At 66.8% G+C, this 19,608-nt stretch carries 17 protein-coding genes; 6 read left to right on the top strand and 11 right to left on the bottom strand.

What is annotated here, in order from left to right; genetic code table 11:
• Nucleotides 1–13: 13 nt before the first annotated feature.
• The 11 genes from xrtA to EV659_RS10515 all read right to left on the bottom strand — a co-directional run bounded on the left by xrtA (nucleotide 14) and on the right by EV659_RS10515 (nucleotide 12,365).
• Entirely contained in the window at nucleotides 14–1,621 is a 1,608-nt protein-coding gene (gene xrtA, locus EV659_RS10560) for an exosortase A (RefSeq protein WP_132708854.1), read from the bottom strand.
• 13 nt (nucleotides 1,622–1,634) lie between these two features.
• The gene (locus tag EV659_RS10555; RefSeq protein ID WP_200287459.1) at nucleotides 1,635–2,660 is read right to left on the bottom strand and encodes a FemAB family XrtA/PEP-CTERM system-associated protein; all 1,026 of its coding nucleotides are present in this window, start codon (nucleotides 2,658–2,660) and stop codon (nucleotides 1,635–1,637) included.
• 26 nt (nucleotides 2,661–2,686) lie between these two features.
• Nucleotides 2,687–3,580, bottom strand: a complete 894-nt coding sequence (locus EV659_RS10550; protein WP_132708985.1) for an XrtA system polysaccharide deacetylase — start codon at nucleotides 3,578–3,580, stop codon at nucleotides 2,687–2,689.
• A 109-nt stretch (nucleotides 3,581–3,689) separates the two neighbouring features.
• Nucleotides 3,690–4,892 (bottom strand): ExeA family protein, encoded by a 1,203-nt coding sequence (locus tag EV659_RS10545; protein ID WP_132708853.1) that lies wholly within the window; start codon nucleotides 4,890–4,892, stop codon nucleotides 3,690–3,692.
• Between the two features lie 12 nt (nucleotides 4,893–4,904).
• A complete protein-coding gene (locus EV659_RS10540) occupies nucleotides 4,905–5,789 on the bottom strand; it encodes an XrtA-associated tyrosine autokinase (protein ID WP_132708852.1) in 885 nt (294 codons plus the stop codon).
• 74 nt (nucleotides 5,790–5,863) lie between these two features.
• On the bottom strand, nucleotides 5,864–7,558 hold the full coding sequence (locus tag EV659_RS10535) for an XrtA system polysaccharide chain length determinant (RefSeq protein ID WP_165878840.1): 1,695 nt from the start codon (nucleotides 7,556–7,558) through the stop codon (nucleotides 5,864–5,866).
• 48 nt (nucleotides 7,559–7,606) lie between these two features.
• A complete protein-coding gene (locus EV659_RS10530; protein WP_132708984.1) occupies nucleotides 7,607–8,236 on the bottom strand; it encodes an XrtA/PEP-CTERM system exopolysaccharide export protein in 630 nt (209 codons plus the stop codon).
• A gap of 218 nt (nucleotides 8,237–8,454) precedes the next feature.
• Nucleotides 8,455–10,263 (bottom strand): asparagine synthetase B family protein, encoded by a 1,809-nt coding sequence (locus EV659_RS10525; protein ID WP_132708850.1) that lies wholly within the window; start codon nucleotides 10,261–10,263, stop codon nucleotides 8,455–8,457.
• A 4-nt stretch (nucleotides 10,264–10,267) separates the two neighbouring features.
• Nucleotides 10,268–11,197 carry a hydrolase 1, exosortase A system-associated gene (locus EV659_RS10520; protein WP_165878839.1) on the bottom strand — a complete coding sequence of 310 codons (930 nt, stop codon included), beginning with the start codon at nucleotides 11,195–11,197 and terminating at the stop codon, nucleotides 10,268–10,270.
• Nucleotides 11,198–11,237: 40 nt separating this feature from the next.
• On the bottom strand, nucleotides 11,238–12,080 hold the full coding sequence (locus tag EV659_RS14715) for an alpha/beta hydrolase family protein (RefSeq protein WP_165878838.1): 843 nt from the start codon (nucleotides 12,078–12,080) through the stop codon (nucleotides 11,238–11,240).
• Nucleotides 12,081–12,110: 30 nt separating this feature from the next.
• The gene (locus EV659_RS10515; RefSeq protein WP_132708848.1) at nucleotides 12,111–12,365 is read right to left on the bottom strand and encodes an acyl carrier protein; all 255 of its coding nucleotides are present in this window, start codon (nucleotides 12,363–12,365) and stop codon (nucleotides 12,111–12,113) included.
• Between the two features lie 95 nt (nucleotides 12,366–12,460).
• Between EV659_RS10515 and EV659_RS10510 the strand changes: the two genes are divergently transcribed.
• The 6 genes from EV659_RS10510 to EV659_RS10485 all read left to right on the top strand — a co-directional run bounded on the left by EV659_RS10510 (nucleotide 12,461) and on the right by EV659_RS10485 (nucleotide 19,394).
• Complete coding sequence (locus EV659_RS10510) at nucleotides 12,461–13,198, top strand: GNAT family N-acetyltransferase (protein WP_132708847.1); 738 nt, start codon at nucleotides 12,461–12,463, stop codon at nucleotides 13,196–13,198.
• 27 nt (nucleotides 13,199–13,225) lie between these two features.
• A complete protein-coding gene (locus tag EV659_RS10505) occupies nucleotides 13,226–14,863 on the top strand; it encodes an acyl-CoA ligase (AMP-forming), exosortase A system-associated (protein WP_132708846.1) in 1,638 nt (545 codons plus the stop codon).
• Nucleotides 14,860–16,107: a pyridoxal-dependent decarboxylase, exosortase A system-associated gene (locus EV659_RS10500; protein WP_132708845.1), complete on the top strand. Its 1,248-nt coding sequence runs from the start codon at nucleotides 14,860–14,862 to the stop codon at nucleotides 16,105–16,107. The genes EV659_RS10505 and EV659_RS10500 overlap by 4 nt, the downstream gene beginning before the upstream one ends.
• Entirely contained in the window at nucleotides 16,104–17,204 is a 1,101-nt protein-coding gene (locus EV659_RS10495) for a sulfotransferase family protein (protein ID WP_132708844.1), read from the top strand. The genes EV659_RS10500 and EV659_RS10495 overlap by 4 nt, the downstream gene beginning before the upstream one ends.
• Nucleotides 17,201–17,872 (top strand): C-type lectin domain-containing protein, encoded by a 672-nt coding sequence (locus EV659_RS10490; protein WP_132708843.1) that lies wholly within the window; start codon nucleotides 17,201–17,203, stop codon nucleotides 17,870–17,872. Before EV659_RS10495 ends, EV659_RS10490 begins: the two co-directional genes overlap by 4 nt.
• A gap of 220 nt (nucleotides 17,873–18,092) precedes the next feature.
• A complete protein-coding gene (locus EV659_RS10485) occupies nucleotides 18,093–19,394 on the top strand; it encodes a putative O-glycosylation ligase, exosortase A system-associated (protein WP_165878837.1) in 1,302 nt (433 codons plus the stop codon).
• Nucleotides 19,395–19,608: the final 214 nt, after the last annotated feature.

The following is a 19,608-nucleotide window of genomic DNA, read 5'->3' as shown; positions in this document are numbered from 1 at the left end:
GATCAGAGCTCCGTCATTGGGGGCGCGCCGACACCGGCTGGACCAGCCCGCCCGGACGGCCGTTTGCCAGGGCGTCATAGAGCCCGGTTTGCTTGAGAAACCCGCTGAGCGTTTCGGTCTCGGGCGCTTCGCCGGTGAACGACACCGCCAGAACGCCCGCGTCTTCGCGACCGAACAGCAACTGGTTGCGCAGATACTGCCATTGCGCCCCGGTCCGACTGCCAAACACCCGCTCACCGACCCAGTACCAAGCCCAGACCCAGCGGTCAGCCTCACCCGGGCGCTTGATCCACAATTGACGCGGTGCCGGGATGGCATCGTGCGGCCAATCGCTCAACCGCCCCTCCGACAACAGATCGTAGCCCGACGGCCGCATCAGGCTATTGCCATAGGCAATCAACTCCTTGCCCTGGCGTTGGCTGGCATAGGCCGCGACGAAGACCGACACTCGGGTTCGGTCATAGCGATAGTCCCAAACGCCTTGAGCGTCGGCGGCGGGAAAGCGGCCGTGCCAGTCATTGCCGTCGGCCGGACGTGCCGCGCCGCCCGCCGGCAGCGCCAGCGTCACCGCCGGCGTCTCGACCGGCGCAGCGATCAGGCCGGCATAGCCGCGCACAGCCGCCATCAAGACCAACGCCCCCAGGCACGCCAGCGCCAGCGCCCACGGGCCGGCGCGCACCGCCTTACCGGGCGCAGCGGCAGCCGGCATCGCCGCGTCCGCCGGCGCCTTGCCGCGCATCAGCACCGCCAGAGCGATCATCAGCATCATCACGAAGCCCAGGAAGACAAACCCATAGATCAGATGATCGACGCCCACCGCGTGCTCGAAGTCGCTCCAATAGGCGATCATCACGATACCGTAGGCGCGCACCACATTGGCGACGATCGGCACCGCCACAGACAGCGCCACATAGACCAACCGCTTGGCCCAGCTATCGAACATCAAGCCCGCGATCAGCACGCCGAGCGCCACCATGGCGATCAGGTAGCGCGCCCCGGAACACGCCTCGGCAACCAGGAAGCGCCCGCCCGGGATGGTCATCACCCAGCCTTCCAGATAGACCGGCACGCTGGTCAGGCGCAGCAGAGCGACCGTGTAATCCGCGGTCAGCCCCTGAAGCGGCCGGATGGCGAAATCGCCGAACGGCACCATGAAGAACAGATACCCCAGCGGAAACACCAGCGCGCGCGTCCAAGCGATGCCAAACACGGTCAACACCGCCGCCGGCACCATCGCCACCACCGCGGCATGCTGGAGCAGATTGGCGTGCACCAACGCACCCAGGAGCCAAAGCGCCAAGGCCGCCGCGAAGAGCGCCCACCCCCAGCGCGACGGTCGAACCGGCCGTGCCCGGACCCGCGGCCAGCCGAGCCACACCAGATAGCCCGCCACCGCCGGGATCAAAAAACCATGGCCATAGGTGTCCGAATTCAGCCACACCCGCACCATGCTGGCCCAACTGGACCAGAACAACAGCACCGCCGCCACCATCAGCCCTGCGAACGCGGCGATGGCCGCACGACGGTCGAGCCCACCCGCGGGGCCACCGACGGGATCGGCAGTGGTCGGCGGCATGGCCGCTTCGGCTGTCGGCTCGACCTTGGGCAGAACGCTGGACACGGTGATCGCCTCGCTATCCCAGTTGCCAGGACAAGAGCGGCCCCAACCGCTTGGACACCGGCAGGGGCAGGCGTTTCCAGGCGGCGATGGCCAGTCGGTACTTGGGGTTCATCGGGCTGGCGTCGGGCACCTCGGTGGCCCGGACCAGACGATACTCATAGTGCAGCGGCACCGGCTCGAAGCCCCAGTACTTTTTAAACTTATAAGGCCCGGTGTCCACCTTGCTGCGACCGAAATCGAACCGCCGGGCACCGCGCGCCACCGCCCGGCGCATCACCTCCCAATACAGAAAGTCGTTGACGCCCTGGGCCCGTGCCTCGACCTGCGTGCCGCTGTAATAGGGCAGAACCTGGTCGCGGAAGTGAAAGGACAAGACCGCGCCCACCGGGCCGGTCGGCGCCTGGATGGTGAGCACCTCGGCGGCGTCGCCGAAAACGTCGAGGATGGTGCGCAGATAGCGCTTGGAAAACGCCGGCGTGCCCAGATTGCGGAAGCTGAGCGCCAGAAAATGGTGCAAAAGGTCCACATCGCCGGCGACCTCGCTGGTCAGACCGGCCTTGATCCCCTTGCGCACCTCGGCGCGCTGCTTGCGCGGGATCGCCTTGAGATTGGCCTCGTCGGTGTCGTGCAGGTCCTTGAAGAAGGTGGCGTAGCGCGCGCTCTCCACCTGCCAATCGCTGCCCTCCTCGCCGGGCACCAGCGACCGGTATTCCAGGTGACTGACCCCCAGCGCCTCGGCGCGCTCGACCGCCGCCCCGGTCAAGGCGGCGCGGACCCGATGGTCGATCGCCACGGGCCCGCCATAGACCAGAAAAGCGTTGGACACCAATCGGTTGCCGAATAGCGGCGTCTTGAGATGCACCAACGGCAGCACGCCGACCACCCGATCCCCTGCCAAGGCCACCAAATAGGGGCAATCATGACCGAAGGCGCGGGCGAACACATGCCGCCAACCCGACAGATGATAGAAGGTGCCCGCCTCCTGATCGCATACGAAGGCATCCCATTGCGGCTCCAAGCGCGCGTCAAGCGCAACCACCCGCACATCCAACGAGCCACCGTGCATCATGGCCCCGCTGTCGCGGTCGCCGGTGTCGGCGGCGCCGCTGCGGGCTCGCCGCCCGGCGCGGGGCAGAACAGGCGATCCATCCGGGTCCAATCGAAGGCGGTCAGCAAGCGCGCCAGGCGCGGCTGCATCCGCCCCAGATTGGTGTAGTGACGAACCCGGGTCTTGAGCGACAAGCCGTCGACGCGCGGCTGGCCGGGGTCGATCTCCCAGGGATGGAAATAGAACACCGCCGCCAGCCCGTCGCGCCCGGTCGCCCGGCGCAGGCCCCAGGCGGAATAGGCATAGGGCAACAACCGGAACCAGCCGCCCCCGCCGCACGGCAAGCGTCGCCCGGCCAGTTCCACGGTGGTCACCGGCACCTCCAGAAAGTCGCTGCCCGCGATCGGACGGTATGGCCCGCGCGGCGCGTCGGGCATGCCATAATGATCGTGGGCGATCGGGTGGACGCTCGACGAATAGACATGCCCGGTCTCGGCCAGGGTCTCGTGCGCCCAGGGGGTGCGTTCGTCGATCGAGAAGCTGGGCGCGCGATAGCCGCGGACCGCCTGGCCCGTGACATCCTCAAGCACCGCCTTGGCGCGCTGGACATCATGGCGAAACGCCGCCTGGCTGAAGCTGGAAACCCGGTGATGGTGGCAGCCGTGGCTGGCGATCTCGTGACCGGCGTCAGCGATCCGGCGCATCATCGCGGGATAGCGCTCGGCGATCCAGCCGAGCGTAAAGAAGGTGGCATCGACACCATGGTCGTCGAACAGCGCCAGCAAGGTGTCCACATTGCGCTCGACCCGGCACTCAAAACGCCCCCAGTCGGCGCGGTCGATGCGCGGCTCCATGGCGGAGACCTGAAAGTAATCCTCCACGTCCACGGTCATGGCATGGCGATCGGCCATGGCGGCGGTTCGCGGCCCGGCGGCATCGGCTTGGGGGGCCGCCCGAGGGACGGTGTCCTCGCCCGGCGATTGGGCGCGTTCAAGCTCGGTCAACATGTCCCCCTTCGCTTCATCGCGGCCAGCGCCCGAGCCGTTCGCCCTCGGCGACCAAATCCATGATGCGACGCAATTTTACCTTATGGCGCTCCACCTCGTCCCGCAACTCGGTGACCATGGACACCAGCGCCAAATGATCGTCGCAGGTGATCATCGGCTGCGCCGGCGCCACAAACGCCGCTTGCGGCGCAGGCTCGACGACAAGGGCCGCTCCGTCGTCGGCGCCATATGCGGGCTCGTGGCGGTGGTCGGCTCCGCCGGGCGGGTCGCTGCGAAAGGGGCTGCGCCGAGAGGCGCCCTCCATGTCCAGCTTGGCACGGCGGTTGGACGCGAGCGGCTCACCACGCGGCTGGGCGGCGCCCGACAGGCCGGTGGTTTCCACCGGCGTGCCGGTGAAGGCCAGGTTTTCCTCGCGCATGTCGGCCAGCACCGCCTCGACCGCGCCGGCGCCGATCTGCGTCAGCCCTTCCAGATAGCCATAAAGCAGGGTCCGGTCGCACAACCGGTTGATGGCGCGCGGCACGCCGCCGGTTTCCTGAAAGATCAACCGGCACGCTTCCTCGCTGAACAGCGGCTTGCCCTTCGGCCAACCGGCATTGTCCAGGCGGTGCTCGATATAGACCGGCACCTCGCCCGCCGACAGCGGCGTCAGGTGATAGGTGGCGGTGACCCGCTGGCGGATCTGTTCGCATTGCGGCTCGGCCAGACGCACCCGGAACTCGGGCTGGCCGACCAGCAGCATCTGCACCAGTTGCACCGCGCCGACCTGGAAGTTCGACAACATACGCAGTTCTTCGAGCGCTGCCGGCGGCAGGTTCTGCACCTCGTCGACGATCAGCAGCACCCGCTGGCCCTGGTCCCACAGCCGCCGGAACAAGGCGCCCAACTCGCGCAGCATCACCGCCTTGGACGCCCGCGGCAGATCGAGCCCCAGTTCGAGCGCGATCAACTCCAGCAGATTGTCGGCTTCCAATTGGGTGGTGTTGATCGTCACATGGACGGTGTCGTCGGCGGGTTCGCGCGCCAGCATGGTCTCGATCAACAGGGTCTTGCCCGCCCCCACATGGCCGGTGACGACCACGAATCCCTCGCGTTTCGACAGGCCGTAGGTGATCGTCGCCAGACCGCGCCTGTGCCCCCGGCTGGCGAAGAAGAACGTCACGTCGGGCGCCAGTTGGAACGGGTTGCAGGACAAACCGTAATGGTCGAGATACATGGCCCGCGCGTCCTAGGATCGGGGATAGCCGTAGTCGCCATAATAGTCGACCACGGTCTTCACGCGGCATTTGTTCAACACCAGACTGACCCAACAAGTGCTCGGCAGCATGTTGAGCGCCCGGCGCACCGTCGGCCGGGTGGTCTTGTCGGCTTCGACCACGAACGCCACCTGGCCGATGTTTTCGGCGAGCACGCTGGGCTCGGTACAGGCGAGCAGCGGCGGCGCGTCGAAGATGATCAACCGGTCGGGATAGCGGGTCGACAATTCCTCGGCGAACTGGGCCATGCGGTCGCTGGCCAGCAGTTCGGTGGACAACTGGTGATGCCGGCCCGGGCCGATCAGCGACAGCTTGCCCATGTCGGTGCGCAGCATGATGTCCGACACGTTCAGGCTGCGATCGCGCAGAAAATCCATCAAACCGGTGCGCGGTTCGAGCCCCAGATGGTGGAACACCCGCGGCCGGCTGAAGTCGGCGTCGATCAACAGCACATGATAGTCGACCTCGCAGGCCAGGCTGATGGCCAGGTTGATGGCCAAGAAGCTTTTGCCCTCGCGCGGGTTGGCACTCGAAATCATGATCAGGTTGGAGCGGCCGATGTCCGGGTTCTGGGCCACCTGAACCACCGAGCGCTTGATCACCCGCACCTCTTGGGCGAGCCGGCCGCGCATCTGCGACGGCGTGATGAAGCCGCGTTCGTCCAACCGCTGCAAGTCGATGTGCACCCGCTCGCTCTGGCCGTCGGGGTCGTCGGCATGACCGCCGGCGGCGGGTTCGGCCGCCACCGCGTCGCCGCGCGTCCGCAACGCCGCGGCGGCATCGGGTCCCCGCTCTTGCTCAAGCCGTTGGGCGGCCCGCTCGATCAGGGACGGCCGGTCTTTCGACAGGTCGGACATGGCATCCTTCGCCTCACACTCGCCGCGCCCGGACAAGTCCGCGCGGCCATCTCACATATGCGCGGTCGCCGGCCTCAGGCGGCGACCATCGCGTCGGGCAGATCGTCATCGCCCGGATTGCCCCGCAGCCGCGCCCACAGCGCGGTCTGGGTGACCAACAGCGAGAGCCCGCCGAGCAACAGGAACCCGGCCGACGCGCCATAGGCGACGATCCGGTAGCGCTCCAGCGTGAACACCGCTTCCACCACCGTGATGCCGCCGGCGAACCCCAGCAATACCAGGATCGCCACCGTGCCGCGAAGCGCCGAGCCCAAACGGCTGCCGTCCTCGCGCGGCCGGGCGGTCAATTGGATCGAGCCGATCACCGGCAGGTCGAGATCGTTGCTCAATTGCTCGGTGTCGGCATACGTCAGGTTCAACAACGCCGCGGCGATCGCCGCCACGCCGCCGAGCCCAATGCTCAGCGCCAACACCGCCAACATCAGAAGCTGCCGGTCGGGTCCCGACGGCACCGGCGCCACCTCGGGCGCCTCGATGATGCGGAAATTGACCCGATTGCCGGCCTGTTCGCGATCCGACGAGATGCGCGCCGATTCCTGGCGTTCCAGCAGCTTTTCGTACTGGGCGCGGATCACCTCATAGTCGCGGGTCAGGCGGTTGAGACGCGCCTCGACCGCCGGCACCGCGTCGAGCTTACGCTGCGCCTCGGCGACGGTGCGCCCGGCGCGCTCGATCTCGGCCTCCAGCGTGCGGATGGTCGATTTCTCGCGCACGATCTCCAGGCGCAAATCGGCATAGACCGGGTTGGGCACGCTGCCTTCACCGCCCTCCATGGTCGGGCCGCCGCCGCCGAACCCTTGGTAGGCCTGTTCCTGCTGGTCAAGCAGCCGGTCGAGCCGCCGCTGCAGGACCACCACGTCGGGGTGCTGGTCGGTGTACCGGGCCTTGAGATCGTCGAGCTGCCCCTGCACCTCGGCGATCTGCACCTCCAGATTGGTCGGTGGGCCGCCGGATTGGGACATCACCCCGCCGATCAGCCGCGGCGTCTGCTCGAGTTCCTCCTCAAGCACCTCGATCTTGGCCTGCGCATCGCCGCGCGCCGAGCGCAGATCCGTCAGTCGCTGCCGGGCCGTTTCCAGGCGCTCCTGCAACCCGGACTGGCCGGGCAACAACTCGTAGTTCTGACGCCGAAACTCGGCCAGTTCGCTTTCGGCGGCATCCAGCTTCTGGGAATACTGCTCCACCTGGCGCTGGAGAAACTCCTGCGCCATCTCCATCTCGGCGCGATTCTCCCCCAGATTGTTCTCGACGAACAGGGTGGTCAGCGCCTGGACCACATCGCGCGCCAGCACCGGGTCCTCGCCCTGATAGCTGATGTCGAACAGATTCTGCCGGTCGGATTGCACCTTGATGCGCCGCTCCAACCCTTCGAGCAGTTCCTGACGGTCGCGCTGGGTCACCACGGTGACGTCGAGATCGGTGCGCCGGGCGATCTCTTCGAGATTGGGCCGGCTGAGCAACGTCCGGCGCATAATCTCCACCTGATTGTCCACATTTTCGTCGACCGCCAGACCACGCAGCAAGGGCTGCAAGACATTGCCGGTGTCGACGAAGATCCGCGCCGACGACCGATAGACGTCCGGCAGCGACGCGACCATCGCGGCCCCGACCGCGGCGATGCAATAGGTCATGCCCAGCGCCAGCCACCGCCGCCGCCACAGGGCGCGAACATAGAAAGTCAGTTGGGTATAAAGGGCGTCCAAATCCATTACGGCCATCCAGTCCCGAAGATCCGCCGGCGCCCGCAGGCGCGGGTCTTAAAACAACCTCTCCGGGATGATGAGAATATCGCCGGGCAGCATACTGACGTTGGCCGAAATGCGGCCCTCTCGCAAGAGATCGTCCAAGCGCACGCGGAACGACTTCTGTTCGCCGTCGACCACGCGCACCAGCGTTGCCCGGTCACCCGCGGCGGTCTCGGCGAGGCCGCCGACCGCGATCATCGCGTCCAGCAGGGTCATATTGGCCCGATAGGGGATCGCCGCGGGGTTGACCGCCGCGCCGACCACCCGCACCTGCTGCTGGAAGGTGCCGGAAAAACCGGTGACAATCACGGTGACCAGCGGATCGCGCACAAAGGCGCTCAATTCCTCTTCCAGGTCCTTCGCCAACTCGGTGGGCGTTTTGTCGGCGGCGCGCAGATCGTCGATCAACGGCACGGTGATCCGGCCGTCCGGTCGGACGGTGACCGTGGTTTGCAGGTCGGGCTGTCGCCAGACGACGATCTCCAGCGTGTCGTTGGGGCCGATCCGGTAGAGCGGCGCCTCCACCGAGGCGGCGCCCGATTGCGTCCGCGCCAGGTCGGTGGGGCCGGAACAGGCGCCGACCGTCAGACACACAAGCCACAGCACGCCCAGCCAACGCGGAGAAAACCCTAAGGGCATCATAGCCTTACTCACTCCCATCCCCGACACGGGCCGGCTTGCCTCAGGGACCGACCCGCGCCGCGGCCCAGCCGCGAAGACCCGTCGTCGGTACCGCCTGACGGTTGCGCCTCGACCGAAACTCACGGCACGACACGAAAACAACAAAGACAGAGTCTCGATAGGACGTGGTTAAGAAAAAGTCAAGTTTGGCCAATGCCTATCTTTACCGGCATTAACCATCACACACTGATACGATGGTGACGCATCCAGAGTTCGAGAATCGCCGCATCCCAGGCATTGCCCGGGTCCAGATAGCGTTGCGTGCCCCGACACGCCCGTTCCAGATCGTCCAGATAGGCGGCAGTGAACAGCCCACGCTGGCGCAGGTCGACAAGCGCGTCGAGCAGGCAGGTGCGCAGGTCCTGATCGGTCTGGATCCACGCCGGAAACGGCAGCCCGAACCCCTGTTTGGTCTTGGTCAGGATCGCATCGGGTAGAAAACCCTTGAAGGCATCTTTGAAGAAGCCACGCAGCCGCCCGCTGGGCACCAGCACATCGCCGGGCAGATCGGCGGCGAACTGCATCACGTCTTCGTCGAGCATCGGATAGCGCACCGCCACGCCGGCCAGCGCGCACATTTCATTGACCTTGATCAGGTCATTGTCGGCCACGGTGAGTTGCATATCCATGGCCATCATCTGCTGAATCGGGTCGGCGGTGTGGGCGGCAGCGGCGAACGCCTCTTCGGCCAGCCGCACCGGGTCGGTGCCCGCCACCTCGGCGACGATGTCGGGGTTGAGCACGCCGGCCAGGCCGAAATGGCGGAACGGGTCATAGTTGGCGAACTTGCGCTGCGCCAGCGACAGATAATAGCGCTGTTGTAAGCGATGCGCCTTCCCCAGCCCCGGCAGCCGGTCGAGGGCACGCCACGCCAATACGGGGTCGAGTAGCAGACGCCGGAGCGGCGTCGGAATTCGACCATAGACATCGGGCCGCTGCAGGTCGAGATAGTGCGCATTGCCGGCGAACAACTCGTCGCCGCCGTCGCCCGCCAGCAATGTGGTCATGCCCGCCGACCGCGCCGCAGTGACCGCATAATAGGCGGCAATGGCCGAGGTGTTGCCGAACGGCTGGTTGAGATTGGCAGCCATCTTCTCGACCAGGTCGACCACGTCGGGCGGGTCCACATAGACCTCGTGATGGTCGGTGCGGAAATGGTCGGCGGCGATGCGCGCATAGGGCCCCTCGTCGAACGCCGGTTCGCGGAAGCGCACGGTGAAGCTGGCGATGCCCGGCCGGCGCCCGGCGGCCAGACCGGTCACCGCGCTGCTGTCGAGACCACCGCTGAGAAAGGTACCGACGGGCCCGGGCACCGCCACGTCGAGCGCGCGCGCCACGCCCTGGTCGAGCACCGCGCGCATCCGCTCGTGCAGGCCGGCGGGATCCCGATCGGCGCCGTCGGCGCTATAGGGCAAGCGCCAATAGGCTTCTTCGGTCACGCCATCGGCGGTTGCCACCAGGCGATGCCCCGGCCGTAGCCGGGCGATGCCGCGATAGATGGTGCCCGGTCCGGGGACCGAAAAGTAGAACAGATAATGCAGCAGACCGGTGGGGTCCAAGGCGGCGCGGTCGGCGCCCAAACCGGCCAGATCCGCCAGACGGGTCGAAGCGCCAAAGGCGCCGGCCGCGCCCTCGATCCAGAACAGCGGGATGACGCCGGCGCGGTCGCCCATCACCACGGTGCGCCCGCGCGCGCGATCGTGCACCATGGCGACGAAGGCGCCGTTCAGGTCTTCCAGCGCCCGTTCGCCCTTGGCCCGCACCGCGGCCAGCAGATCGGCGGCGGCCATCGGGCCGGGCTTGTGGCGCCCCCATGGCGCACCGGTCAGCGCGACCACCAAGCCATCGTCGCCGGCGACCGACTGCCCGCCCCACTCGTCGGCCGCCTCGGCGTGGAACGGCCGCCCGACCGCCTCGACCGCGGGCGGTAGCGCGGTCGCGGCGAACCGACCGGTCAGACAACACAAATGAATAGCGGGATACGCCACGCGATCACCCCCGATCCGCCTGGGCCGGCATGGGCCGAGGACGCACGGCCCGGTCGCCGGTCAGCGCGTCGACCCAGGCGATCAGGCGCGCGGCCAGAGCATCGGTCGCCCCGCCGGTTGAAAAGGTATGGTCGGCCGCGGGCAACTCCAGGCACTCGACCCGCGACCGGCGGCTCAGATCGCCCCAGGCGTCGGTTGCCTCGGCCTCCTGCCGAAACTCATCGGCGGTCAAGTCGCGCCCGCTGATCACCAACAGCACCCGGCCGTCGAAGGCACGAAGCCCCTTGAGAATGGTATCGAGCAGCGGGTTGGGCGACAGCGCCGGGCCGACAGCGCCGGGCCGGCCGCCGAATGCGCGCAGGCGGCGCCCGATCAGCCGGGCGAAATCGCCGATCTGCGCCCGCCCGCGCAGCAGGTTTGCCCAGAAGTCGCGCTGCCCCAGGCGCGCCAGATAGTAGCGGCGGAGCATGACCCGGTCATGGCTATCCTCGACCCGCACCCAGGGGTTCAAGATCACCACGCCGGCGACCCGCCGGTCGGCGGCGGCCAACGCACAGATCGGCGGCACGGCGCCGCAAAGGCCGAACAACACCACGCGGCGCAGCCCTGGACAAGCTGCCTGAAAGCCATCGAGGGCGGCGCCGATGTCGGGGCCGATGCGCTCAAGGCCCGGGTGCTCGCCCTCGCTGTCTCCCAGGCCACGATGGTCGAAACGCAGTGACGCCACGCCCGCCTCGGCGGCCAAGCGCCGAGCCAGATCCACATGCAGGCGATGGCTGCCAACGCGGTACTGCGGCCCGCCGACCACGAACAAAACACCCAAATCCGGCTCTCTCGCTCTATCGAAAGCGTCAGCCGGCTCGCGATCGGGATCCGTGATCACGCCGACCATGCGCGCGCCGGCGCACGCCAGGATGATCGCCCGTTCGCTCACGCCTCTTGCCTCCCTGTCCCGGCATTCGCTGTCCGATGCGTCACCGGCCGACCCACGACCGGTCCAGCGCCGCCAGATCCTCGCAGACCGCGTCCAGCACGGTTGCAGGAACTTGGGGCTCTTGGATAGACCAAAACGGTTCGCTCTCCAACAACCGCTCAATCGGGGCGGCCGCCCCCCAGGCGCTAGGCGGACGCAAGCGACGCGGCGGATCGGCGGCGATGTCCCGCACCAATTCGTACCAAACCAAGCGCGTGGCCGGTGGCGGCATCGCGGTCGCCAGATCCAAGGCCTGGAGCGCGGACACCATTGCCGGCGCCAGGTCATAACCGGCCACCCGTACGGTCTCGCCGGCGACACTACGAGCCAACAGATCCTTAGGCCCTTCGCGCCGACCGCCAGCCAAGGCCGAAACAAGCCCGAGGCGTAGGAACTGAGTCAGGAACGACCGCCCCGACGTCACCGGTTGGATCAAGACAAGAGCGGATGGCGGCCGGGCCACCGTGCTGGCAGACAGCGCCCCCAAACTGGCGCCCAAACGCACGCCAACCCAAGCCGGCGGGCGATCGAAATGGGCCGTCAACCGGTCGTGGACGGCGGCGACATCGCCGCGCCACCGATCCGGCGTGGCGTCGGCGAAGCGCCCGCCACTGTCGCCGGTGCCGTAGTAATCAAGCAGGAAAACACAACAACCCACAGCCGACAGTCGCCGGGCGAGCCCCACCAGAAACCGCCGGGAGCAGTTCATCTCCTCGGCGAAGGGAGGCAGCAGAAGAACCGACAGCCGCCCGGGATCGGCCCTCCCGACCTGAACCACGAACAGCGGACCGTTCGCGCCACCAATGTAGCCGGCAGCGAAGTCGACTTCCGCGTCCGGGACCATGTGCAGGTTACAAAGCCGCCAGCACCGCAGTCACGCGGCCTGGCGCTTGCTCTCTACTAGCGCCACGAGACAGGCCACATCAGCGAAATTCTCCTCGCTGATGTCTTCGTCGTCGAATACGATGTCGAAATGATCTTCCAAAGAGGTGACCACGGTCAGAACCGCCATGGAGTCGAATTCAGGAATATCGCCGAACAGGCGCGACTCAGGTGTCAGGCGCTCGGCCCGATCTCCCAATGCCAGTGATTCCCCAATGATCTTTTGCACCTGCTCAAACGTGGACATCGCGCTCTTCTCATGACTGCTACGAGAGGACACCGCCCGGCGCGGAGCGGCCTCATGCCCCCCACTGCGACAAACCTGCGGACGTGCGACTTTAGATGAGAGGCGTCGTCCGAATCAAGTCGCTGTGGACTGAACTGGGGCCCCGCTCGGCACTGTTATATATAATCGCGCGCTTGGGCGCCCGGCTGCCCCTGCCCTTGCGCGCGCAGTCCTATCGACTGGTCGCCCAGCCGGTGGCCGCGCGCCCGCGCCTGCCGGCGCGCCGGGCGGCGGCCTTCACCAGCCGCCCGGTGGCGCCGGGCGATCCGGCCCTGGCCGCCATGCCGCTCGACGACGCGGCACTGCGCTTCCGCTTCGCCCAAGGCGCCACCTGTCTGGGCCTGTTCAAGGGCGACGCGCTGGCCGCCTATGCCTGGTTCTGCCTCGACGGCTATGACGAGGACGAGGTGCGGTGCCGGTTCGAACCCGCACCCGCCGACCATACCGCCTGGGACTTCGACGTCTATGTGATGCCCGACCATCGCGGCAGTTTCGCCTTCCTCGCCCTGTGGGACGCCGCCGATGCGTTCCTGCGCCGCCACGGCCGGATGGTCAGCATGAGCCGCATCTCCGTCGTCAACGCCGCCAGCACGGCGAGCCACGCCAGCCTCGGCGCCACGCCGGTAGGTCGCGCCGACTTTTGCGTCCTCGGCACGCTTCAACTGATGTTGGCGACGGTCGGCGAACGCAGCAGCTTGGCCCTGACCATCCGCCGACGCCCGACTGTCACCCTGGAGGCATCCGTGTGGCGCGACGCGCTCGGTTGCCAAAAGCACCCGCAAACCGATAAGTAACGAACAATGATATGAGGGGGCGCGCGCATGATCCGATTCCTGCACGATCAGATCCTGGTCCAGTCTGACTGCCGACCGGATCAACCGGCGCTCACCGCCGGCGACGGGTCGCTCGACTATGGCGCACTTGCCGCCCTGGTGCGGCGGACCGCCGCCGGCTTCGCCCGCGCGGGGCTCGCCCGCCACGAGCGCGTGGCGATCTATCTGGACAAGCGCGTCGAAACCGTCGCCGCCGCCTATGGCGTGACGGCGGCCGGCGGGGTGTTCGTGCCCTGCAACCCCGCGCTCAAAGCGCTCCAGGTCGGCCACATCCTGACCGACTGTACCGCCACCGTGTTGGTGACCTCGAAAAGTCGGCTTGACGCGCTGGTCCCGGCCCTGCCCGGCACCACCGTGCGCCTGGTGGTGTTGGTCGACGCGCTGCCCGAGACGCCGCTGCCCGACGGCATCGACGTCTGCCTGTGGGACGGCCTCGTCGAGGCCGCAGCCGGCGACCCAGCGCCCGCCGGGCCGCGCACCGACGCCGACGTGGCGGCGATCTTCTACACCTCGGGCTCCACCGGCCGGCCCAAGGGTGTGGTGTTGTCGCACCGCAACCTGGTGGTCGGCGGCGACAGCGTCTCGACCTATCTGGGTATCCGCGACGACGACCGTATCCTGGCGCTGTTGTCGCTCAGCTTCGACGCCGGGTTCAGCCAGCTGACCACCGGCTTTCACGCCGGCGCCACCGTGGTGCTGCACAATTACCTGCTGCCGCGGGACATTCCGGCGGTGTGCGCGCGCCACGACATCACCGGGCTGACCTGCGTCCCCCCCCTATGGATGCAACTTCTGCAAGCCCGCTGGACCGACGAGGCGCGGCTCGGCCTGCGTTTTTTCGCCAATACCGGCGGGCGCATGCCGCGCGACGTGCTGGACAAGCTGCGCGCACTGTTCGAGCGCGCCACGCCGTTCTTGATGTACGGTCTGACCGAGGCGTTCCGGTCCACCTATCTCGACCCCGCCGAGGTCGACCGGCGCCCGGATTCCATCGGCAAGGCGATCCCCAACGCCGAGATCCTGGTGGTCAAGACCGACGGCACCCTGGCCGGCCCGGGCGAGGAGGGCGAGTTGGTCCACCGCGGGCCGTTGGTCGCACTCGGCTATTGGAACGACCCGGAGAAGACCGCTCTGCGCTTCAAGCCGGCGCCAGCCAAGCTTGATCAAGTGGTGACGCCCGAACTGGCGGTCTGGTCGGGCGACCTGGTGCGCCTCGACGACGAGGGCTTTCTCTACTTTGTCGGCCGCACCGACGACATGATCAAGACCGTGGGCGTTCGGGTCAGCCCCACCGAGGTTGAGGAAGCGGTGTTCGCCTCGGGCCTGGTGCGCGAGGCGGCGGCCTTCGGTGTCGCTCACCCAACGCTGGGACAGGAGATCGTCGTCGCCCTGGTGCCGGGCGACGGCTATGACGAAGACGCGGTGCACCGCCACTGCCTGACCGTGCTGCCGCGCTTCATGGTGCCGGCGCGGCTGCTGGTCCACGACACCCTGCCGCGCTCGCCCAACGGCAAGATCGACCGCAAGGCGCTGGCCGCCCGCCTTGGCGCCGCCCCGGCCGCGGCGTCAGGTAGCGACCCTGGCACCGCCGCCCAGCCCGAAGCCGAGCCGGAGCCCCAGTCATGACGGAGCCGCTGGCCGACGGCGCCCGGCCGCACCCGGCGTTCGACCGCTGGCAGAGCGCCGACGGGCGGCTGGTGATCAACGGTTGGGACGTGGAGCGGCTGGCCGCGCGCGTGGGCGCTACGCCCTTCTACGCCTATGACCGCGCCAAGATCAGCGCACGGGTCGACCATCTGCGCGATCTGCTGCCCGATGCGGTCCGGCTGCACTATGCGGTCAAGGCCAACCCCATGCCCGCCGTGGTGCACCACCTGGCCGGGTTGGTCGACGGCTTCGACGTGGCCTCGGCCGACGAGATGCAGACCGCCCTCGACACCGGCTTCGAGCCGCTGAGCGTCGGCTTCGCGGGGCCCGGCAAGACCGACGCGGAGCTGGCCCAGGCGGCCGCCGCCGGCATTGTCGTCGAACTCGAATCGGTGGGCGAGATGCAGCGCCTGGCGCGCGCGGCCCAGACGCTCGGCTGCCGCGCGCCGGTGGCGGTGCGGGTCAACCCCGACTTCAAGGTGCGCGGCTCGGGCATGCACATGGGCGGCGGGGCGAGCCAGTTCGGCGTCGACGCCGAGGCGGTGCCGGCGCTGTTCGAGGCCATGGCCGACCTGCCGCTCGACTTTCGCGGGTTCCACATCTTCGCCGGCAGCCAGAACCTGTCGGTGGACGCCTTGATCCAGGCCGAGCGCGCGGTCGCCGATACCGCCCTTATGCTCGCCGAACACGCGCCGGCGCCGGTGCGCCACCTCAATATCGGCGGCGGCTTCGGCATCCCCTATTTCCCCAAGGACCGGCCGCTCGATACCGGACCGCTCAAGGCGGCCCTGGCCGACATCGTGGGCGACCTGACCGCGCGCCTGCCCGAGGCCCATGTGATCGTCGAACTGGGCCGCTATCTGGTCGGCGAGGCCGGGGTCTATATCGCCCGGGTGATCGACAAGAAGGCGTCGCGCGGCCAGACCTATCTGGTCACCGACGGCGGCCTGCACCACCAATTGGCGGCGACCGGTAATTTCGGTCAGGGCATCCGGCGCAATTATCCCCTCGCCATCGCCAACCGCTTCGACGCCCCGGCCGACGCGCCGGCGCAGGTAGTCGGCTGCCTGTGCACGCCCATCGACCTGTTGGGCGACAAGGTGGCGCTGCCCGAGGCGCAGGTGGGCGACCTGGTGGCGATCTTCCAATCGGGCGCCTACGGCCCCTCGGCGAGCCCCAAGGATTTCCTCAGCCACCCCCATCCGCGCGAGGTGCTGGTGTGAGCCGGCCCGGGCAAACGCCGGTGCTGGCGATGATCTTCGGCTCGCCGCGCTCGGGCACCACCTGGCTCGGCAAGATCCTCGACGCCCACCCCGACGTGCACTATGTGCACGAGCCCGAAATCGGTCGGGGCTGCGGGTTGCCGCAATTCCCCGCCGCCGACGATGCCGACCACCGCCGGATCGCCGAACGCGACCTGGCGCTGTGGACGGCCACGCGCGACCTGCGCTCGCTCGGCACCCGACCGGTGATGCGCAAGCGCGGGGAAAACGCCGTCGCTTTCGGCCTGCGGGTGGCCGAGATATATGCCGGCAAGGCACTCGAACGGCTCAGCTACCCGGCGTCGCAACGGCTGCCGATCCTGCGCGGCACCGCCCGCCATCCGCGCGTGCGCGTGATCAAGACGGTCAATATGCTCGGCCGGGCGCCGACGCTCGCCGCCGTGGCGCCAAGCTTGCGCGGCATTCACCTGCTGCGCCATCCGTGCGGCCACATCGCCTCGGTGCTGCGCGGCATGGCCCGGTATGGCGAACGCGACGCGTTGGCCAACAGTGCGCTGGTCAATTCGCCGCTCGGCCGCCGCATGGGGCTGACCCCGGTCGATCTGAAGGACTTTTCCGCCGAAGAGAGCCTGGCCTGGAAATGGGCCGCCTTCAACGAGGTGGCCTGGGACGCGCTGCCGCCCGACGAGGGGCACCTTCGGCTGCGCTACGAGCAGGTGGTCGCCGACCCGCCGAGCGCCGCGCGGGCGATTTGCGCGCAGCTCGGACTAGACTGGACAGCCGAAATCGACCGCTTCATCGCGCAATCGCGCAGCGACGGCGCCCCGAGCTCACCCGCCCAACCGAGCCATTACAGCCTCAAACGCGCCCCCGAAACCGCGACCAACCGCTGGCGCGACGAACTCTCCGACGATCAGGTCCGCACCATCGCCAACATTTGTTGCAAGACCGCAGCAGGACGCTGGTTTTTCGACGCCTTGCCGGATACCGCCAGAACGGTGCCGATCCCAGACCCCTTGCCCGCCCTGCCCGGCGACCGGCCTCGTTCGCCTGGACAAGACGTGTCCGCGCTTGACGGCAAGGACCTGCTGCCATGACCGCCTGGCCCGTCATCGTCGCCTTTATGGCCGCTTTTGCCCTCGCCCAAAAGGCGCCGCCCGAGGGAGAGACGCCCGATGGAGAGACGCCCGAGATCTACCAGCCCGGCATCGCCGACCTGGCCGCCCGAGAGGCCCGGCAAGCCGGCGACGTGTGGCGCTCCAAGCCGGCGCTGCACCCCGAAAGCGGCAGCTATTTCCAATTTGTCCGCGACCTGCGCCCGGGCAGCCCCGGGGTCACCTGGGCGGAAGCGGACCAAGCAGCGCGCGCCGAACGCTTCCAGGGGCGACCGGGGCGACTGGCCGTCATCGTTTCCGCGGCCCAGTATCAGTGGCTATTGACCGCGTTCCCCCCCAACGAAAGCAGCAAGATCTGGCTCGGTCTGCGCTACTGGTGCGCCAACCGCCGGTTATCCTGGGGCCAGGGCATCGGCTTCGAGCAGACCGGCTTCGGCGCCTGGGACACCCCCTGGCACCGCGAAGACGGTATCCGTTGCGGCCTGACCCGCGAGCTGCCGTATATGGGGGTATTCATCGACCCGAAAAGCCAACTCTGGCGGGCAACCGGCTATCGCAAACGATTTCGCCACTATATCGTCGAGTATCCAGCGCCGGCCGACAGCCAACGACCACGAGCGGATGAACACCCCGGCGCCCCCAGGGCTTGAGAGAGAAACGCGCATCGAAACTGTCGAAAGTCGTTTCCGGGATGGCGTCGCCAGGACCACCGCCCAGGGAGAGAGGGTACGTGCGATATCGTTTCGGGTCGATCAAGCGATTGGCGTGTAGGCTTCGCCGAACGAGCCTGCCGGCGGCCGATATGGACGTCGCGTCTCGCCAGCCGCAACAATCGCCCTTTATCCCACCGCCGCAAAGGAGTCGAGAGACGTGCTTGGGTTGACCGTCGGTCTTCTGATTCTGGCAGTGCTACCAATCATCCTCTTGAGACCCCATGTCGGGATTTTGACATGGAATTGGGTTGGCTTGATGAACCCGCACAAAATGACGTGGGGGCTCTTTTCATCGGGCACGCAGTTTTCGCTTCAGATCGCTCTCCTCACATCAATTGCCACATTGTTTTCTTCTGAAAAAAAGAGGTTTCCAATAAAATCAGTAACAGTTTTATTTATTGCTTTCTCCATATGGATCACGATTACAACGCTCATGGCCCATAACCCGGCTGCCGCTTGGCAGGATTGGGAGCGGACCATGAAAATATTCTTTGTTACATTCCTGACCATTGTTCTCATGCAGAAACGCGAACGCCTCCATGCGCTCGTTTGGGTTGTCGTGATTTCTATGGGCTATTTTGGTGCCACCAACGGCCTGGAAACGATTCTCACCGGCGGCAAATACATCGTATGGGGACCACCCGGCACGTTCATCGCGGACAATAACCAACTCGCCATGGCGATGATCATGACCTTGCCGCTGATCCGCTATCTACAACTCAGTTCGGATGTTCGCCTGATCAAACTGTCCATGACGGGTTTGATGATCCTGACCGTGTTTTCAATTCTCGGCAGCCAGTCCCGCGGCGCCTTTCTCGGTCTGATCGCCGTGACCGCCATGCTGATCCTGAAATCCCGAAACCGCGGGCGCTTGGCGCTGTTGACGATTTGCCTGCTCGGGGTCGCCGCGGCTTTCGTACCCGATCATTGGGTCAATCGCATGGAAACGCTCGAGAATGTAGAAGAAGACAAATCCGCCATGGGACGCATCCGGGCCTGGACCTTCAACTTCCGCCTGGCGGTGGAAAACCCGGTTTTCGGCGGTGGCTTCAACGCCTATCAGGACCGAGACCTGTTCCTCCGTTTGGTGCCGGAGGCGCCGCGTAACGCCAACGCCCACAGCATCTATTTCGAAGTTCTTGGCGAACACAGTTTCATCGGCTTGGCTCTGTTTTTGTCACTGGGCATAGCCTGCTGGAAACACTTGAACCGAATTCGCAAAATCACGAGAGATGATGCCAACCTTCGCTGGGCCTACGACCTGGCATCTATGGTACAGGTAAGCCTAATAGGCTATTTTTCTGCCGGCGCGTTCCTCAATTTGGCTTTCTTCGATTACTATTATACGCTTCTGAGCGTTGCGGTGGTGCTGTTTGAAATCATTGCCCCCAAACAGACCCTCGCTCGGACTGACGTGCCCCTCATCTTTCATCCAGTCGAAGCGAGAGTCCGGGGGTAATTTGATCCTTCGTGGATCGTGGACCTGTCACGGATTTGTGCCGCTCCTTTGACCACGCATCGTGTCGCAAAGGAGAGCACAGATGGCATCACGACCGACCGAGGAATTCCGCGCCGAAGTGACCTTCCCCCTGAAGCCGATCCGTTCAGAGGGTGAGTATTTCGGTTGATAACATGCTCCGGCCGCCACTGGCGACGGTCTGCTGGATGGAGGG

Origin of the sequence: Rhodothalassium salexigens DSM 2132 (assembly GCF_004341375.1) — a bacterium.
GTDB lineage: Bacteria > Pseudomonadota > Alphaproteobacteria > Sphingomonadales > Rhodothalassiaceae > Rhodothalassium > Rhodothalassium salexigens.
The sequence above is the reverse complement of the archived record's forward strand: the minus strand, read 5'-3'. Positions and strand labels throughout refer to the sequence as shown.

Bases quoted from the DNA above. Each gene is read 5' to 3' on its own strand.
- EV659_RS10550 (WP_132708985.1), bottom strand. From the start codon at position 3,580: ATGGCCGATCGCCATGCCATGACCGTGGACGTGGAGGATTACTTTCAG.
- EV659_RS10545 (WP_132708853.1), bottom strand. From the start codon at position 4,892: ATGTATCTCGACCATTACGGTTTGTCCTGCAACCCGTTCCAACTGGCG.
- EV659_RS10540 (WP_132708852.1), bottom strand. From the start codon at position 5,789: ATGTCCGACCTGTCGAAAGACCGGCCGTCCCTGATCGAGCGGGCCGCC.
- EV659_RS10535 (WP_165878840.1), bottom strand. From the start codon at position 7,558: ATGGATTTGGACGCCCTTTATACCCAACTGACTTTCTATGTTCGCGCC.
- EV659_RS10530 (WP_132708984.1), bottom strand. From the start codon at position 8,236: ATGATGCCCTTAGGGTTTTCTCCGCGTTGGCTGGGCGTGCTGTGGCTT.
- EV659_RS14715 (WP_165878838.1), bottom strand. From the start codon at position 12,080: ATGGTCCCGGACGCGGAAGTCGACTTCGCTGCCGGCTACATTGGTGGC.
- EV659_RS10515 (WP_132708848.1), bottom strand. From the start codon at position 12,365: ATGTCCACGTTTGAGCAGGTGCAAAAGATCATTGGGGAATCACTGGCA.
- EV659_RS10510 (WP_132708847.1), top strand. From the start codon at position 12,461: ATGAGAGGCGTCGTCCGAATCAAGTCGCTGTGGACTGAACTGGGGCCC.
- EV659_RS10505 (WP_132708846.1), top strand. From the start codon at position 13,226: ATGATCCGATTCCTGCACGATCAGATCCTGGTCCAGTCTGACTGCCGA.
- EV659_RS10500 (WP_132708845.1), top strand. From the start codon at position 14,860: ATGACGGAGCCGCTGGCCGACGGCGCCCGGCCGCACCCGGCGTTCGAC.
- EV659_RS10490 (WP_132708843.1), top strand. From the start codon at position 17,201: ATGACCGCCTGGCCCGTCATCGTCGCCTTTATGGCCGCTTTTGCCCTC.